Source organism: Bacillus sp. 007/AIA-02/001 (assembly GCF_004634455.1).
GTDB lineage: Bacteria > Bacillota > Bacilli > Bacillales > Bacillaceae_G > Bacillus_A > Bacillus_A cereus.
In genome coordinates this window covers 73,905-91,217 of record NZ_SEIY01000006.1, presented here as the reverse complement: position 1 = coordinate 91,217, position 17,313 = coordinate 73,905, and the positions used below count along the sequence as shown (strand labels likewise).

Here is a 17,313-nt window from a genome sequence, read left to right as displayed (position 1 = left end):
AAAATACATAAAATGCTAGTAGTTAGCCAATATTTTTATATTGCTAATTTTTTAGACTAAAAGGGGTGATTTTATGTGTGATTGTGAAGTTTGTAGAAGAAAGAAAAAACGTGATCCATTAAATCGGGGTTCTGAACCAAAAAAACAGGATTCCGAATCAGTAAATTCTTATTCATTTAGTAAAAATGCAAATTTTTTAGAAGAAGCTATACAAACAGATGAAATCGATCAAGTTTCTGAGGAATATATTGAAATAGTAGATTCAGCAGATGTACAAGTTACTACTACAGATACAAAAGCTGCACTATCTATCCAAGCCGCGTTACAAGCAGCTATTGTGGTTGTAGTAAGTATTTCTATAGCAGATAGTGAAAAGGCAGATAAAATAACACAAGAACTGTTTCAAAAATCATCTATTAAACAAATTAATAGACAAAAAACATTTATTAAAAATTCCAGAAACGTAACCGTAACAACTACTGATACAGATATTGCAGTGAATATTCAAATTCTTCTTCAAATTTTATTAGCGTTACTAGTTAAACTAAACATTTTATAAAGTGTCTATCCTATTTATATTTAGCTATAAGGGTTCACTCTAAGTAAATATTTTTTGTTGTAATATGTGGTACAAGCTTGGACTTTCTCATTATGACTGAATTAATATTCAAGATTGATGGGAAATTAAGTGTGGAAAACTACACAATAACAAAGGTGAACCTATTATTTAACAGTGAATAAAACTTATATATGTGAAGTAAAGGAAAGCTGTCTTCGTATTAGAAGACAGCTTTTTGATTTTATTAGTAAAAAGCCGTGAAAATAAAAGATTAAGTTACTTGTCCAAGCATTTTTTATTTAAATACATATAATGCTGGTAGTTAATCTAAATTTTTATAGAAAACTGATAGGAGTGAATATTGTAAATGGATGATTTAAATAAATTTTCTTCCTTTAAGTTTGATAAGGATCAAAAGAATATAATTATAGACCTTTTACTCTCAGATATTTTTAATAGGCATGGGATAAATGAAGAAAAACTAAAAAATTTATCGCCAGAAAAAAAGCAGCAAATTAAAAGTATTGTTTCTGAAATACAATCACAAGTTAATAATTATTTAGATTGAAAGGGGGTGAATGTATGAAAAAAACATGTCATTCAGATGAAAATAAAAGGTGGAGTGCATTAGACTCCTCAAATCCTCATCCATCTTTTAAAAATGCTACCGTTTCAGAAGCTGCAGCACAAGAAAGTAAAACTTACCAAATTTCTGAAGAATCTATTACAATAGTTGATTCAGCAGATGTAGAAGTTACTACTACAGATACAAAAGCTGCGTTATCTATTCAAGCTGCATTACAAGCAGCTATCGTGGTTATAATAAGTATTTCTATAGCAGATAGTGAAAAAGCTGACCGTGTAGCACAAGAATTGTTTCAAAAATCATCTATTAAACAAATTAATAAACAAGAAACTGTTATTAGAAATTCTAGAAATGTTACAGTTACGACTACAGATACAGACATAGCAGTAAATGTTCAAATTCTTCTCCAAATTTTATTAGCTTTACTAGTAAAATTAAATATTTTATAAAATGTTTAACCTTATTTAGATATAGTGCATCTTACAGGTAAATATTCACTGTTTTAATTATAGTACAGGCTATAAATATTTATCATAACTGGACTAATATTCAACATCACCAAAGTATGAATGTAAACAAACAATGTGATGGAAAATAAAGTTTGGTTATTTTATGAAAATTGAAAAGCCATTTCCTTTATTGGATTTGGCTTTTCAATTTTAAACAGTATGAATTTGAAAAGTTAATATTAAGTTAAAGAAGTAAAATATACGGATACAAAATACTTATAAAATTACTCGTGTTATAGAAAAATAATAAGAAAAAGGTGTTTAAAATAGAATCATTTTCATTAATAGTTCAAGTTTTGAAGAATAGTGCATACAATATAAAGTGTTTTCCTTTCTTCATTTAAGTTTTACGTATATAATTTAAAAGTACTATTTTTATTTTATTATTTTATATTTATAACAGAATAGAGGTTTAAAAATGAGTGTTAAAATCATTACGGATAGTGCGGCGGATTTACCAGTAGAATTGCTGCAAGCATATGATATTGATTTAATTCCACTCCGTGTATATGATGAAGCAGAAACAGAGTATTTAGATGGAGTAACATTAGAGTCAGTTACATTATTACAAAAAATGAGAGAAGGCGCTGTTTATAGAACATCATTGCCTTCACTTGAAACTTTCCAAGAAAAATTTGTTTCTTATGCAAAAGAAGGTAATCCTTGTATATATTTAGCTTTTTCATCTGAACTGTCTGGTACATATCAATCATCAGTTGTCATTAAAGAGGAAGTAAAAGAAACATATGCAGATTTAGATTTAGAAATTATTGATACAAAATGTGCTTCGCTTGGTCAAGGTCTTGTCGTTTTAGAAGCTGCTAAAATGGCAAAAGACGGCGCATCAAAAGAAGATATTTTAAACCGTGTCGCTTTTCTAATGAACCATATGGAGCACATCTTCACTGTAGCTGACTTACAGTACCTTGTTAGAGGTGGACGTTTAAGTAAAGTAGCTGGTTTTATCGGTGGTTTACTAAACATTAAGCCTATCTTAAACGTGGAAGAAGGAAAACTTGTACCACTTGAAAAGGTAAGAGGGAAAAAGAAAGTATTAAGCCGAATTGTTGATATTATGGAAGAGCGTGGTAAAGACCTTAAAGGTCAAACAATCGGTATCACTCATGGTGATGACTTAGAAACAGCGGAAGCATTAAAATCATTAATTACGGAAAGATTCGGTTGTGAAGTATTTATCGTAAATACAATTGGTGCAGCAATCGGAGCACATACAGGACCTGGCGTTATAACGTTATTTTTCTTAAATGAAGTAGAGTAAAGGATTGATCATTTGATCAATCCTTTTTTCTTTAATCTGTGATTACCGGTCGATATGGTATTGGTGAAGATAAAATCTTTGAAGTTTTCCTATATGAATTGCTCTCTTGTAGAGGGAGTATTTTTTATATGTGGAATGATACTTAATGGTAGAAGAAAAGAGTATAAATAAGAATGTATTTGTAGGAATTTAAATATTTGAAGATATCAAAATTTTGCCATTTCATATATAATTGTGTGGGGAGAAATATCTGTAACTATTTGTAAAAATAGGAGGCGACTATAAAAATGCAAGAAATTGCTAGATGGGATTTAAATCGCTTGTATTTGAATGAGGATATTCTATTTCCAATTTTGGAGTTGAAAGAGAAATATTTTGTAACAAAAGATGTAGAGGTTCTTTCAAAGCTAATACAAGCTATTGAGAAAACAGAATACTATTTGTACTGTAGATCAGTTGAAGAAAGTGTACCATCTGACCTTACTAAATTGACCGTGAAAGTGAAGGAACTAAAAAATGAATTACAGCAAGTAATAAAACATAATGAAGTGGAAACTTCAGATAATACTAAGTTAATAAAAGATGAGCTTAATGCTTGGGAAAATATGTACATACAATTACGGGATAGGATAGAAATAGAGCACAATAATAAACAATTATCCTTTGGACAAGCAAATACTATTGCAATGAATAGTGATAATGAAAAGGAAAGATTAGAAGTATTCGAGTTACTTACAAGTACTTTACATAAGGAAAAAGAAATCTTTGCTACTGTATTAAATCAAATAGGGAGATTGCGTAATGCAAAGAGTAATGAAATAGAAGATAGAGAGATTTTAACACAATCTTTTCATGCGAATGGCATTTCAGAAACTGTATTATTCCAAATGTGGAATGCGACAGAAGAAAACCTTGATAAATTAGTAAGTGCTTTAAACGTGTATAAGAAAGGAAAAGCTTCAATTACATGGCATGAACTTATGACGGTAAAGGAAAGTAATGAGATCATGATTCCTTTTTCAGTAACAATACAAAACGTTTATGATGCATGTAAGAATATTGATGAAGAATTAGCAGAATTTGCACGTAATGCGATAGAAAGTGGTTGGGTAGATGCTGAACCGAGAGAGAATAAACCACCAGGTGGGTTTTGTGCTCCATTTTTCAGTGAGAAAGAATCGCGAATTTCCATTCGTTATGATGGGAGTATAGATAGTGTAAGAGTGCTCGCTCATGAATTAGGACATGCTTGGCATTTTTATAATATGAGTTTTGAACAATCTACATCTTTTTTAGATGATTATTTGCCAATGAGTACGGCTGAATCAGCATCTATTTTCTTTGAAACGGTACTCTTAAATTATCTAATTGAAACAACGGATAGTAAAGATACGAAAAAGTCATTACTTAGCTGGAAAATAAGAAATAGTTTTAATTATGTAATGGCAATACGAGCATCGTATCAGTTTGAAAAAACATTTTATGAAAAATGTAAAGAGGGTCCTTTAAGTGCTGATGAAATTGAGAAATTATCTATAATTGCACAAAAAGAAGCTTATGGAAAAGCTTTAAGTGAATACCAGCCGTTTGTATGGATGAAATATATTCAATTTTATATAGCAGATGTTCCTTTTTACAATTATCCATACACATTTGGATATTTAGTAAGTTTTAGCTTATTAGAAATAGCTCAAGAAGGTAAAAGTACTTTTCATTCGAAATATAAAGAGTTCTTACGAGAAACAGGAAAGGCTCCAGTAGAGGAGCTTATGAAAAAACATTTTGAAATAGATATAAGAAATTATGAATTTTGGAATAAAGCTTTTATTCAAATTTCTAAAGACATTGATGAATATTTGCAGCTTATGTAAGGGGAGAGTACAGTGGATCAGCAGTTTATAAAAGGTATACCTTTTTCAACTTTAGAATATGCAAAAGCTATAAGTTTATTAAAAGGTTGGCTACATGAACAACAAGAGAAACCAAGGTTTGTAGTAACTGCAAATCCTGAAATTGTTATGTCTGCAAAGGAAAATACGGAAAAATCAAAGGAATTTAAAAAGATGTTACTATCTGCGGATTTAATAACAGCGGATGGGATTGGTGTCATAATTGGCTCGAAAATATTAAAAGGAAGTTTGAAAGAACGTGTTACTGGGGCGGATTTAACTCACGATTTAATAAAATATTGTAACGACAATGAATATCGTTTCTTTCTTTTTGGAGCTGCGCCAGAAAGTAATAAAAAGGCATTAGAAAAATTAAATGAGCAGTTCCCAGGAGCACAATTTAAAGGACAGCATGGATTTGTAAATGGTGAAGAAATAGAGGAAATAAAAATGAAAATTAAGCAGTTCAAGCCGCATTTACTACTCGTAGGACTAGGTTCACCAAAACAAGAAGAGTTCATCTATGAAAACATACAAACATTAAACGTTCCGCTATCTATTGGTATCGGAGGTATGATTGATATAATATCTGGTACTGTAAAAAGAGCACCAAAAATAATGAGGGATACTGGAACTGAATGGCTGTATAGGTTACTCTCACAGCCGAAAAGATTAAAGAGACAACTTGTACTTCCGAAATTTTTATTATCGGTTATGTCTGAGCGGATTAAAGGGATTAATTAATAAAGGGGACTACATACATAAACAGAATCGGCATTATCGGAGCAATGCAAATTGAAATAGATTTACTTTTAGAAAAACTAGTTATACAAGAGGAACAGACAATAGCGGGAATGCCTTTTTATATTGGAGAATTCATGGGAACAGAAGTAATTATTACACGTTCTGGTGTAGGGAAAGTAAATGCAGCTGCATGCGCGCAAACATTAATTCATAAATTTGATGTAGACTCTATCATTAATACGGGCGTTGCTGGTGGATTACATTCAGATGTAAAAGTCGGCGATATAGTTATTTCAACGAATGTTACTCATCATGATGTAAGTAAAACTCAAATGAAAAACTTATTTCCGTTCCAAGAAGAATTTATTGCAAGTAAGGAATTGGTAGAGTTAGCACGTAAAGCTTGTATTAGTAGTAGTTTACAGATTGCAGTTCATGAAGGAAGAATTGTCAGCGGTGAATGTTTTGTTGAAGATTCAAAGTTAAAGGGGAAATTAATAGACGAATACGCACCTCATTGTACAGAAATGGAAGGGGCAGCAATTGGACATGTTGCCTATATAAATGATATACCGTTTCTCATTATAAGATGTATTTCTGACAGCGCAAATGATGAAGCTCAAATTTCTTATGATGACTTCGCGAAAACTGCTGCGAATTATTGCTCAGAAATTATTATTGAGATGCTTAAAAATATATCTGGTAAAACCATAGTCCAAAAGGAGAGATAGGAATGTTACAAGCATTAATTTTTGATATGGATGGTACGTTATTTCAAACAGATAAAATTTTAGAATTATCATTAGATGATACTTTTGATCACTTAAGATCATTACAATTATGGGATACAGTAACACCAATTGATAAATATAGAGAAATTATGGGTGTGCCGTTACCGAAAGTTTGGGAAGCTTTATTACCGGACCATTCTATTGAAATAAGAGAACAAACAGATGCATATTTTTTAGATAGACTTATTGAAAACATAAAAAGCGGAAAAGGCGCTTTATATCCAAATGTAAAAGAAATATTTACATATATAAAAGGAAATAATTGTTCCATTTACATTGCTAGTAATGGTTTGAAAGAATATTTACGAGCAATCGTAACTTATTATGCTTTAGACAAGTGGGTGATTGAAACGTTTAGTATTGAACAAATACAATCGCTAAATAAAGGTGACTTAGTTAAAAGTATTATGAACAAATATGATATAAAAGAGGCAGCGGTAGTTGGTGACCGGCTATCTGATATAAATGCAGCGAAAGACAACGGTTTACTTGCAATTGGGTGTAATTTTGATTTTGCGCAAGAAGATGAACTTGCTCAGGCTGATGTAGTAATAGATGATTTAATGGAGTTGAAGGGGATATTACCTGCTGTACAGAGGTAAATAAAGTGTGTGCGTTTTTTGCCAAGTCCTATATGTCTTAGTTTATGGAGGGAATATGATTAAAAATAATTTTAAAATTAGTAATATTCCTGCGGTTTTATGGGGAGATAAGAGTGATAAAATTTTTATTGCAGTACATGGAAATATGTCAAATAAGGAAGATACAATTATTCAAATATTAGCTGAAGAAGCCAAACAAAAAGGTTATCAAGTATTAAGCTTTGATTTACCTGAGCATGGAGAAAGAAAAGATGATAATACGCCTTGCAAAGTACAGATTTGTGTTAGTGAATTATCTATAATTATGAATTATGCAAAAGAACATTGGAAAGAAATAAACGTGTTTGCATGTAGTATGGGAGCGTATTTTAGCCTTTTAGCTTATCAAAATGATGTGGTAGAAAAGGCATTATTTTTATCACCAGTAGTTAATATGGAACGAATTATCGAAAATATGATGAAATGGTTTAATGTAACACCAGAGCTTTTGCAAAAAGAAATGACTATAGAGACACCTATTGGTCAAAAGTTACATTGGGATTATTTATGCTATGTAAAAGAACATCCTATTAATATATGGAATATAGATACATATATTATGTACGGAGCTAAGGATGAACTGTGTGAACTTGAAACTGTTAACTATTTTACAGAAAAACATCGTTGTGAATTAGAAGTTATGGAGACGGGTGAACATTACTTTCATACCGAAGAACAGTTAAAGATATTTGAACAGTGGTTACACAAACATATCGATTAACAAATTATAATTTATCTTGAACCTGTTAGAGAAGAATGAGGAATATATAAACTGATAGTATATTTGAGAGAAATTATAAATGGTGAATGTATACACTTAAACAAACAGATGCTTTAGTTCAATAAGAATTAAAAAACTTTAAAGAGCCTTACGACACACTAGATTGTAACAAGGCTCTTATATTTTCATAATAAAATTAATCAACTGTATTATCGATTTACATATGAAGTGAAGTATATGCATACTATGAATTAAATAAAGTAATAAGCATAAAAATGCTCAGAATAAATGATTCTCGAGCATTTTTATGTATTTTCATACTTAGGGGGAATGGACTTGAAAGATATACATATTCAACAAATAGAAAATTTAATGGAATATGAATTCAGTCATCTCGTTCAAGAAAGTGAAGAAGAAGGTTTTAGTTTCCTTATAAGGCTAATAAATGAATATAAAAACAAAATAAATGTATTCAATAAAACTGGAGAATGTTTATATGGTGTTTTCCAAGGTGATATGTTAATTGGAGTTGGAGGTTTAAATGAGGATCCGTACACAAAAGACAATAAGATTGGGCGGTTAAGGAGATTTTATATTTCAAGGGATTATCGGCGTATAGGGTTAGGGAACTTATTATTAAACCAACTATTATGTCATGCGGAAAAATATTTTGAAGTGATTGTTTTACATACTGACACGAAGCAAGGGGATGTGTTTTATACTGCGAATGGATTTGTAAAAGGGGGATTATATAAGGGATCGAGTCACTACAAACTATTATAGAGATTGCTATCCAAATAATAGCTACGAACAGGTTTTTTGTTGGTAAATCGATATATCTTAAAAATCGCTGATATATGAAGTTGCGATCCTTATATTAAAAGACAACTTTTATAATTTCATTTACTAAATTGTTATTATAAAAAAGAGCACCTTAGCTTTTAAAATTTAGCTTATAAGGTGACTCCTTTTCAGTCAATTATGTTTTAACGTTCATTTGTTTCAATAATAATCCTGGTTTACCTTTTACATAATAAAAATGCGGGTTATTTTCATCATCATAAAGCATAATATAAGGCTTTTCATTTAGTGGGAGCAGTATAAGTACTTCGTCTATTGTAGTGTGTAACCATTGATTAGTAATAGAAACCGGCTTAGATAATGGGATTTTTATCATATAGCCATCTTTTGGAACGACATTTAAGTTTTTAAATGGACCAGTAATTGCTTTAGCGTATTGAACTGCTTCTTTTTGGACTATTGGATCTAAAGATTGTTTTTGAATGACCATTTCTTTTTGACAATCAAATACTTCAATTTGTTGATTTGTATTTGCGAACGCATTTGTTGATAATAGAAATAGAAGAAGAGAAATGACCCCGATTTTTTTTATCATAGTACAACACCTCACCATTACTATCCCCTCAAAAGCTTTAAATATTTTTCTGTCACATTCATGTAACAAAGATGTTGTATGATACAATTGGTTTTTGTTTAAAAGCAATGGAGGAAAAAATATGAAAGTTTTAATTGCAGATGACGAACAAGATATGTTAAGGATTTTAAAAGCTTATTTTGAAAAAGAAGGCTTTGAAGTATTATTAGCGAAAGACGGAGAGGAAGCACTTCAAATATTTTATGATGAAAAAATTGATTTAGCTATTTTGGATTGGATGATGCCGAAACATAGTGGTATTACTGTCTGTCAGGAAATAAAAAAGAATTCAAGCGTAAAAGTATTAATGCTTACGGCGAAAAGTGAAAGTGAAGATGAATTAGCAGCGCTTCAAAGTGGGGCAGATGAGTACGTAAAAAAACCATTTCATCCAGGAGTACTAATTACACGAGCGAAAAAACTTATTCAGCATGATGATATTATTCAAGTACAAGATGTAAAGATAAATTTCGCCAAAAATAAAGTATATAAAAATGATATAGAGTTAGAAATTACAAAAACAGAGCTCGAATTAATAAAATGCTTTTTAAATCATAAAGGAACTATTTTAACTCGTAAAAAATTGTTAGACATTGTATGGGGATTTGACTATTTTGGAGAAGAGAGAACGGTTGATACACATGTAAGAAGGCTGCGTAAAAAAATTGGAGAAAATATTATTAAGACGCATCGTGGGCTGGGTTATAGTTTGGAGGAACAAAGTGAATAAACTTGGGAAAAAGCTATTTCTCAGCATTTCTTTAACCGTTATTCTTATATTTACAATTTCTTTATTATTAATTAACTTTCTCCTGCCGAAATATAATATTTATAAAACACGTGAAAACTTAAATGAATTTACAACTCAAATACAAAATGCGCCAGTCAATGATTTAGAAGATGTTATTCATACAATTGAAAGTGAAAATAATGTTACAATTGCGTATACGCCAATTAATCAGTCAGAAGATGCTATGAACGACGCGTTACGCATGCAACTTACGAAAAAGAAAGTAACGTTAAATAAGCTTTGGATTACGAAAGACGAAGTTATGAAAGTGAAGACGGAAGGGCAATCGAATAAACTGTACGATCAAGGAAAGGTAAAAGCGAGTTTTTTTGCTAAATATATTGCGAAAGATGATACGATAATTTTAATTGGGACTTCCATTGCGAATTCAAATGAAATTATAAATACGTTAAATACATTTTACTTATATATCCTATGTTTCTCGCTCCTTCTTATTATTTTACTTGTGTGGATACTTTCAAAAATAATAACGACACCACTGAAAGAGTTAAGTGATGTGGCTCAGGATATTTCACATTTGCAGTTTAAAAGAACGAAAGTGAAAACGAATGATGAAATAGGAGAGTTGGCCAATAGTATTAATATCATGAGTGAAAAACTACATGAAGCACATCAAGACTTAACTGATCGTAATGAACATTTAAAACGATTTATGGGTGATGTAACGCATGAATTAAAGACACCGATCGCATTAGTAAAAGCATACTCTATGGGGATTAAAGATGGATTAGATGATGGGACTTATGTAGATACAATTATTAAACAAACAGATCAAATATCAAACTTAATTGAAGAATTATTACGATTTTCTAAACTAGAAAGAGATATTTTACAAAAAGAAGAATTCCCCATTGAACCACTGGTCCAGAGTATATTAGATAAGCACCAGATTGAACTGGATTCGAAAGAAATTAACTTGCAAGTAAACTGTAATATGAGCGATACAATCGTTTATGCAGATTTAAATAAAATGAGAATGGTGTTTCAAAATTTAATTTCTAATGCAATAAAATATTCAGCAAATCAAAACATAATAATTACTTTAGAAGATAGAAATAAAAGTATATATTTTCAAATAAAAAATGGCATTCATACGGATAAAATTAAAGATATCGAGAAAATTTGGGAGCCTTTTTACGTACTAGAATTTTCTCGTAGTAAAGAAAAATCAGGTACAGGATTAGGTTTAGCGATAGTGAAAAGTATTTTAGAAAGGCATGGTTTTGAATATGGAGTTTCCTCTATAGATGGAGAAATTCAATTTTATATAAATGTGAAAAAGGACTAATGAAAATATTAGTCCTTTTTGCAGCTTTAGAGATTAGCGATACAGGATGAATCACCATAATTTTCAAAATTGATGTATTAAATGGAGAATTAGCAAATGTTCTACTTTCATTAAATTCACGTGAAGTTCACAGGAAAACGTTATATTTACATAGTTATATTTGAATTTAATGAAGTGAGGTATTCAGATTTGAAAAGAAAGAAATTAGTAATTGGTAGCATTTTAATGGGTATGACGTTATCTTTATCTGCATGTGGTTCATCAGATAATATTGTAACGACAAAATCAGGAAGCATTTCAGAAAGTGATTTTAACAAAAAATTAAAAGAAAACTACGGTAAACAGAATTTATCTGAAATGGTAGTAGAAAAAGTATTAAATGATAAATATAAAGTTACGGATGAAGAGGTAACGAAACAACTAAAAGAATTAAAAGACAAGATGGGCGATAATTTTAATACATATATGGAATCTAATGGTGTGAAAAATGAAGATCAGTTGAAAGAGAAATTAAAGCTTACTTTTGCTTTTGAAAAAGCTATTAAAGCAACCGTAACGGAAAAAGATATTAAAGATCATTATAAGCCAAAGCTTCAAGTTAGCCATATTTTAGTAAAAGATGAAAAGACAGCAAAAGAAATTAAAGAAAAATTAAATAGTGGCGAAGATTTCGCGGCATTGGCTAAACAATATTCAGAGGATCCAGGTTCTAAAGAAAAAGGTGGGGAACTATCTGAATTTGGACCTGGTATGATGGTGAAAGAATTTGAGGATGCTGCGTATAAGTTAGAAGTTGGTCAATTGAGTGAACCTGTTAAATCTTCTTTCGGATATCATATTATTAAGCTAACGGATAAAAAAGAGCTTAAACCGTATGAGGAAGAGAAAGAGAATATTCGTAAAGAATTAGAACAGCAACGTATACAAGATCCTCAATTCCATCAACAAGTTACTAGAGAACTGCTTAAAAATGCAGATATAAAGGTATCTGATAAAGACTTGAAAGATACCTTTAAAGAGTTAGAAAAATAATAAATGGAATGTAAGGCAAGCGATAGAAATATCGGTTGTCTTTTTCTCTATTTATCCCGCTATTTGCCGGGCAGTAAGACCCCACCTCAAAATTCAGCGAAAGCAAAGAAGTGGCCCTGCTGATCGTAAATGCCCAATTGGTGAGGGCTGATTAAAGTTTCACTTTATAAAGAAGGAGGAAGTGGGAAAATACTTTCATACCTGCATTAAATTTTACTTAATAAGAAATCTTTGAGTTTCTCAACTTTTATATAAAATAAAACTGAATTTTCAGTTATTTTGTTATATAGTAAAAGAGAACGAATAAGGGGAGGGAACATTTTGAGTAAAAAGAAAATGGCAATTACACTGTCAGCAATGCTATCTGCAACAATTATACCTAGCTTTACTATGGATGTGCATGCAGAGAAGAAGGAAGAGACTAAAAGTACGAAAATTGAATTAGAAAATGGGATGACAAAACCGATTTATTCTCTCGATGAAGCTATTATCGAAAATTTATATGTAGAGACAGAAGTTGATAGTGATCGAGACGGTAAGAAAGACAGAGTATCGATAAAAGTTATGCGTCCAAAGACAGATCCGAATGTGAAAGTTCCTGTTATTTATGAAATGAGTCCATATCGATCTGGATTAAAAGATGTTCCTGTATATAATGTAGATGAAGAATTGTATGCGTATGAAGGAAAACCGTATGGAGCGGTTAATCTTGGTTCGTATGGGAACTATTACGTGCCAAGAGGTTATGCAGTTATTCTAGGCGAAAGTATCGGTACTGGAAAATCAGATGGATGCCCTACAACTGGAGATGAACAAGAGATACTCGGGACAAAATCTGTTATTGATTGGGTAAACGGTCGCGCGAAAGCATTTACAGAACAGGGTGAGGAAGTTCAGGCAAATTGGTCTACAGGAAATGTAGGTATGACTGGAGTTTCCTATAATGGTACTTTACCAAATGCTGTTGCGACTACTGGAGTCGAAGGTTTAAAAACAATTATTCCAATCGCAGCAATTAGTAGTTGGTATGATTATTATCGTGCAAATGGTGCAGTCATTGCTCCAGGCGGATATCAAGGGGAAGATACAGATAATATGGCAGAAGCAGTACTGACAAGGGAAAACCCTGAAGTTTGCGGACAAGTTATAAAAGAGTTAACGGCTGGACAAGACAGAAAAACAGGTAATTATAATGATTTTTGGGATAAACGTAACTATGTAAAAGATGCTAAAAATGTAAAAGCGAGTGTATTTGTTGTTCATGGTTTAAACGATTGGAATGTTAAAACAAAACAGTTCGCGCAATGGTGGGAAGCACTTGGAGAAAATAATGTTCCTCGTAAAATGTGGCTACATCAAGGTGGTCACGGTGGGACATCAAGTAATAACTGGCAGCAAACACAAAATAAATGGTTAGATTATTGGTTATACGGAATTGAAAATGGAATTATGGATGAACCAATGGTTGATGTGCAAAGAGAAAATAAAACGTGGCAAAAGATAAAAAATTGGCCAGATCCATCAGCTGTACCTTCAAAAATCCGTATGTATTTAAGTAATAAATTAGTCAATTTGCCATTAAGTATGGGATCGGCTAATAAAGTTTTCTCATTCTTAGATGATGCACAAATGAAATCAAACCAATTAGTAGCAAACCCAGAATTAGAAGTAGCAAATCGATTAGTATATACAATGCCTGTACTGCAAAAAGATACGCGTATAAGTGGTACACCAAAGATTTCAATTACAGGAAATATTGATCGATCTGTATCAAATTTAACAGCATTACTTGTTGACTATGGAGGAGCGAAGCCGGAAATCGTAACGAGAGGCTGGATGGATCCACAAAACTTAAAGAGTATAGAAAATTCAACAGCGATTCAACCGGGCAAAGATTATACATTTACATGGGACATGCAGCCAGATGATTATGTATTTAAAGCGGGGCATCAAATCGGAGTTGTTTTAATTGCAAGTGATTATGATTATACAATTAGACCGAAAGCTGGCACGAAACTTACAGTGAAATTAAGTGAAGTGACATTGCCGATTGTGAAATAAATATTTTTTCTAAAGAGCTTACTAAAGTAAGCTCTTTAATTTGTAGTCTGAATTTTTAATTTTTATATTTCAAATTGGAAGGTTATGTAATACAATATCATTATATTCTATGGAAAGTGAGTGATATATTATGACAGTCAGCTCTTTCGAAATATCATTAAAATCAGAGGTGCAGGAAGATTAGTTGAATTGAAATCTTCCGTACGTAAAAACGGAGGAGAAAATAAATGTTTAGCTTTTATAGTACACTTTGTACAGAACTGTATGATTACACAAAACCAGTCGGTTATTCTTTAAATGGTGATATTGAGTATTACAAAAAACGTTTAAAAGATTGTAGAGGAAGAATCCTCGAAGCCGCAGTAGGTTCAGGACGTGTCATCATTACGCTTCTAGAGGCTGGTTTTAAAGTGGATGGGATAGATTATTCACCTGAAATGCTAGATTCTTGCCGTAAGCGCTGTAAAGAGAGAGGCTTACATCCTAATTTATATGAAGGAAGCTTGCAACAATTTTCACTTCCGTATAAATATGACACAATTATCATTCCTACTGGATCTTTTTGTTTAATTGAAAATCGTGTGGATTCTATAAATGCATTGAAATGTTTTTATGAACATCTTAATCCAGATGGACGATTAATCGTAGATATTATGCTTCCGCATGACTGGAAGACTGGGGAAATTCATACATCGACTTTCTCTTTGTCGAGTGGAGACGGAATCACATTAGAAAATAAATCAATTGAAATAGATTGGCTGAACCAAGTTACTGTGTCATATTTGAAATATGAAAAGTGGAGTAAAGGACAGTTAGTACAAACAGAACTACAACGCTTTGCGCTGCGCTGGTATGGAATAGAAGAGTTTAAACTTCTTTTAGAAAGTATAGGTTTCTCTAATATTACGTGTTCTGCTGAATATGATTATGAAAAAGAACCGTCAAATGCAAATCAAATGATTACTTTTGAAGCTGTGCGAAAAGAATAGAACTAAAACTATGAATAAAAAATAAGGCAATCGATTTAAAATCGGCTGCCCTATTTTTTATTTTATGTAATGGTTTATAGAGAAAGATTGGAAGGAAATAAATGAAACTTATATTAATATTTGGCCCACAAGCAGTTGGAAAAATGACAGTGGGGCAAGAATTAGCAACATTAACCGGTTTAAAACTTTTTCATAACCACATGACAATTGATTTAGTAAGTCCAATTTTTGATTACAGTACGAAAGAAGCAAAAAGACTAGTAAGTTTATTTCGTAATGAAATATTTGAAGAAGTATCTAAAAGTGATTTATCTGGAATGATTTTTACGTATATATGGGCATTTGACCTCCAAGCGGATTGGGATTATATACATCATGTAGAAAGTATTTTTGAATCAAAAGGTGGGACAGTGTATTTTGTAGAGCTGGAAGCAGAATTAGATGAAAGATTAGAACGAAATAAAAGCCCGAATAGATTAGAACATAAACCGAAAAAAAGAGATATTGAGTGGTCTGAAAATAATTTGAAAGAAACGATGAAAAAGCATAGATTAAACTCTCTTCATGGTGAAATTGAAAAAGAAGAGTATATAAAAATTAATAACACGTATTTGAGTGCAAAAGAAGTAGCGGAAATGATTAAAGAGAAGTTTCAATTGTGAAATTTTTGAAGTCTATTTCGTTTTCGTTGTCCAAGCATTCTCCTACTAATTACATATACTATTTATGTTAAAGTCGGCTACTATTTTATATAGGGCTGTTATTTTCCTATAAATGCTATTTTAGTGAAGTGGGAGGAATCAATTTGGAAAACGTAGAACAAGATAGAATTGAAAATCAAGTGTATTCAAATCGTGTAGTAAGATCAGAATTTGATTCGAATTGGGAAACTTGTATATCAAAGAGTGGTTATGTAATTTATGTAGCAACAAGTAATAATGCTGAAGTAATAGTGCTTCTTGCAGATGGTTCAAGTAAATTATTAATTTTCGAAAAAGGCGGTAAAGTAGTAGTTGGTGGCGGTGGAACAAGTCATTACAGTAAGCCGCATATTGCAAGAAATATTTAAGATAGAACATGTTAATTAAGAAGAAGCTGGAAAACGGTTGTCATTCATGTTTAGGGCATGATAGACGAACCGTTTTTTATTTGTTTATAAATTTAGAAGAACTTCATTGATTACAAATACATCAGGATGAGCAGCGAAATTAGAAGAAAACTTGGCGGGTAATGGTACAAAATATTATGTAGGTTTGCAAGAATCTTATAAGCGATATAAAAAAGCATTTCCTATTTGGGGAAACACTACTTCTATGTTATAGTATAATAGTGTTTTTAGATGGTGCTATTTTAATATATTTATAATTTTGTTATGTATTATTTTTATATTAAATAAGCGTCTAAAGTATTTTTTTATATAAGGAGTAATAATTAGAGAAATGAAAAATATAGACTTTATACTAGAAAGTGATGAGGCATTAAAACCGTCTGAACGATTAGTACTATTATTATTAGAGAAGCATAGAATGCTATATACGAACGATCTATTGGCATTATCAAATTTATCATATAAAACATTAACAGATTCATTAACGGCGCTAGTTTTAAAATCGTATGTGTTAAAGGAAACAGGTAAGGGAAGAAGACAGAATTGCTATAGATTAGTATGATAAGGCAGCTGTTTTAGAGACTTTTACATATGTTTTTTCAATCGTAAGGTGGAAGTGTGTTTTTTGTTTTCAAACGAAAAATTTACTATAAGAGAGTTTAAGATAGTATCGTTTCATTTTTGTAAATGTAATTATTTCATCATCGAAAATACAAAAATAAAATAAACAGTATAAAAAAGAAATAAAAAAACAATCCATTTTAAAAAGGGATTGTTTTTTTATTGGAATAATATTATTTGATATGTTGAAAGCATAAATAGCAGAATAAACATTACCTGTTTTAGTTCATGAAACTGAACAAATATGAT

General features: G+C 31.2%; 19 protein-coding genes. 18 read left to right on the top strand and 1 reads right to left on the bottom strand.

Annotated features, from left to right (window positions below; all coding sequences use genetic code 11):
- Nucleotides 1-73 precede the first annotated feature (73 nt).
- The 10 genes from ES895_RS14995 (at nt 74) to ES895_RS14950 (ending at nt 8,502) form a co-directional block, all read left to right on the top strand.
- Nucleotides 74-559, top strand: coding sequence for a spore coat protein (locus ES895_RS14995; protein WP_000332786.1), 486 nt, complete (start codon nt 74-76; stop codon nt 557-559).
- Nucleotides 560-926: 367 nt separating this feature from the next.
- On the top strand, nt 927-1,127 hold the full coding sequence (locus tag ES895_RS14990) for a spore coat protein W (RefSeq protein ID WP_000342253.1): 201 nt from the start codon (nt 927-929) through the stop codon (nt 1,125-1,127).
- A gap of 14 nt (nt 1,128-1,141) precedes the next feature.
- A complete protein-coding gene (locus ES895_RS14985) occupies nt 1,142-1,594 on the top strand; it encodes a spore coat protein (protein ID WP_000750486.1) in 453 nt (150 codons plus the stop codon).
- 478 nt (nt 1,595-2,072) lie between these two features.
- Nucleotides 2,073-2,933 carry a DegV family protein gene (locus ES895_RS14980; protein ID WP_000111645.1) on the top strand — a complete coding sequence of 287 codons (861 nt, stop codon included), beginning with the start codon at nt 2,073-2,075 and terminating at the stop codon, nt 2,931-2,933.
- 287 nt (nt 2,934-3,220) lie between these two features.
- The gene (locus tag ES895_RS14975; RefSeq protein ID WP_135238456.1) at nt 3,221-4,804 is read left to right on the top strand and encodes a M3 family metallopeptidase; all 1,584 of its coding nucleotides are present in this window, start codon (nt 3,221-3,223) and stop codon (nt 4,802-4,804) included.
- A 12-nt stretch (nt 4,805-4,816) separates the two neighbouring features.
- Nucleotides 4,817-5,566, top strand: a complete 750-nt coding sequence (locus ES895_RS14970; protein WP_098312386.1) for a WecB/TagA/CpsF family glycosyltransferase — start codon at nt 4,817-4,819, stop codon at nt 5,564-5,566.
- 17 nt (nt 5,567-5,583) lie between these two features.
- On the top strand, nt 5,584-6,297 hold the full coding sequence (locus ES895_RS14965) for a 5'-methylthioadenosine/adenosylhomocysteine nucleosidase (RefSeq protein WP_098312387.1): 714 nt from the start codon (nt 5,584-5,586) through the stop codon (nt 6,295-6,297).
- Nucleotides 6,298-6,299: 2 nt separating this feature from the next.
- Complete coding sequence (locus ES895_RS14960; RefSeq protein WP_097813701.1) at nt 6,300-6,959, top strand: HAD family hydrolase; 660 nt, start codon at nt 6,300-6,302, stop codon at nt 6,957-6,959.
- Between the two features lie 55 nt (nt 6,960-7,014).
- The gene (locus tag ES895_RS14955) at nt 7,015-7,719 is read left to right on the top strand and encodes an alpha/beta hydrolase (protein ID WP_135238455.1); all 705 of its coding nucleotides are present in this window, start codon (nt 7,015-7,017) and stop codon (nt 7,717-7,719) included.
- A 288-nt stretch (nt 7,720-8,007) separates the two neighbouring features.
- Nucleotides 8,008-8,502, top strand: a complete 495-nt coding sequence (locus ES895_RS14950; RefSeq protein ID WP_002103229.1) for a GNAT family N-acetyltransferase — start codon at nt 8,008-8,010, stop codon at nt 8,500-8,502.
- Nucleotides 8,503-8,698: 196 nt separating this feature from the next.
- On the opposite strand, the gene ES895_RS14945 is transcribed toward ES895_RS14950, so the two are convergent.
- Nucleotides 8,699-9,115 carry a hypothetical protein gene (locus ES895_RS14945; RefSeq protein WP_000591761.1) on the bottom strand — a complete coding sequence of 139 codons (417 nt, stop codon included), beginning with the start codon at nt 9,113-9,115 and terminating at the stop codon, nt 8,699-8,701.
- A 121-nt stretch (nt 9,116-9,236) separates the two neighbouring features.
- On the opposite strand from ES895_RS14945, the gene ES895_RS14940 reads away from it, so the two are divergent.
- The 8 genes from ES895_RS14940 (at nt 9,237) to ES895_RS14905 (ending at nt 17,005) form a co-directional block, all read left to right on the top strand.
- Nucleotides 9,237-9,884, top strand: coding sequence for a response regulator transcription factor (locus tag ES895_RS14940; protein ID WP_000865979.1), 648 nt, complete (start codon nt 9,237-9,239; stop codon nt 9,882-9,884).
- On the top strand, nt 9,877-11,253 hold the full coding sequence (locus ES895_RS14935; RefSeq protein WP_135238454.1) for a sensor histidine kinase: 1,377 nt from the start codon (nt 9,877-9,879) through the stop codon (nt 11,251-11,253). The genes ES895_RS14940 and ES895_RS14935 overlap by 8 nt, the downstream gene beginning before the upstream one ends.
- A 189-nt stretch (nt 11,254-11,442) precedes the next feature.
- A complete protein-coding gene (locus ES895_RS14930; RefSeq protein WP_002103226.1) occupies nt 11,443-12,285 on the top strand; it encodes a peptidylprolyl isomerase PrsA in 843 nt (280 codons plus the stop codon).
- 321 nt (nt 12,286-12,606) lie between these two features.
- Complete coding sequence (locus ES895_RS14925) at nt 12,607-14,346, top strand: Xaa-Pro dipeptidyl-peptidase (RefSeq protein WP_000038302.1); 1,740 nt, start codon at nt 12,607-12,609, stop codon at nt 14,344-14,346.
- 227 nt (nt 14,347-14,573) lie between these two features.
- The gene (locus ES895_RS14920) at nt 14,574-15,335 is read left to right on the top strand and encodes a class I SAM-dependent methyltransferase (protein ID WP_000490929.1); all 762 of its coding nucleotides are present in this window, start codon (nt 14,574-14,576) and stop codon (nt 15,333-15,335) included.
- Between the two features lie 101 nt (nt 15,336-15,436).
- Nucleotides 15,437-15,997, top strand: a complete 561-nt coding sequence (locus tag ES895_RS14915; RefSeq protein ID WP_000767062.1) for an AAA family ATPase — start codon at nt 15,437-15,439, stop codon at nt 15,995-15,997.
- 143 nt (nt 15,998-16,140) lie between these two features.
- Entirely contained in the window at nt 16,141-16,404 is a 264-nt protein-coding gene (locus tag ES895_RS14910) for a hypothetical protein (protein WP_000432429.1), read from the top strand.
- A gap of 370 nt (nt 16,405-16,774) precedes the next feature.
- Complete coding sequence (locus ES895_RS14905; RefSeq protein WP_000789031.1) at nt 16,775-17,005, top strand: hypothetical protein; 231 nt, start codon at nt 16,775-16,777, stop codon at nt 17,003-17,005.
- Nucleotides 17,006-17,313: the final 308 nt, after the last annotated feature.